Below are 602 nucleotides of genomic sequence, written 5' to 3' on the forward strand. Positions count from 1 at the left end.
CTTGCCTGAAACCCCGCTGTTCTTCGAAATCGACGGAAGGACCATATGGATGAACTGCTGGCGGCGTACAATGACATCACCGCTTCCGGATTGGGCCCCTCCCAACCGCAATGCGATGCGGCGAAGGCGGAGCAGCGTTCGCTGGCGGAGCCATGCGCAAAGTTCCGTTGTCACGCCGATCTAGCCGGCTTGACCTCTTCCGCATCAGCCACGCGTTCGCTGAGAGGGCGGCTTAAACTCCACGACCTCGTGCTGGTCGCACGGATTAGCTCGCTCATTTTTCTTGACGATTAGCTCAAGCTCGAGAGCCTCGAAGGCGAGTTCATCCGCCAAGCGCTTAAACAGCTCGCGCTTTTCTATGTCCGTCGCTTGCTGGCTCATCAGCATAAACTCTCTGGCGTCAGCGCGGACCTTTTCCAAACGTCGTCGGAGGTCCTTCATGTGTGCCGGCTTAGCTTTTAAACTTATCCTTGGCCCGAACAAATCAGTTTGCTGGTTCGGATCCACCCGGAGTCAACTGCCGAAACTCGATACTGGTTCTATGCGGACCGCCAAATTCGCCGCTCTTCGTGCTGCGATATTTGGGCCACGCTCCATGACCC

The 602-nt window shown here is 56.8% G+C and carries 1 protein-coding gene; it reads left to right on the top strand.

The window, feature by feature from the left end; genetic code table 11:
* Window positions 1-45: 45 nt before the first annotated feature.
* The gene (locus IVB50_RS38345) at window positions 46-294 is read left to right on the top strand and encodes a hypothetical protein (RefSeq protein ID WP_158091481.1); all 249 of its coding nucleotides are present in this window, start codon (window positions 46-48) and stop codon (window positions 292-294) included.
* Window positions 295-602: the final 308 nt, after the last annotated feature.

Origin of the sequence: Bradyrhizobium sp. 87, assembly GCF_023073015.1 — a bacterium.
Lineage (GTDB): Bacteria > Pseudomonadota > Alphaproteobacteria > Rhizobiales > Xanthobacteraceae > Bradyrhizobium > Bradyrhizobium canariense_D.

Excerpts from the sequence above, each read along its gene's own strand:
- IVB50_RS38345 (WP_158091481.1), top strand. The coding sequence starts at position 46 with ATGGATGAACTGCTGGCGGCGTACAATGACATCACCGCTTCCGGATTG.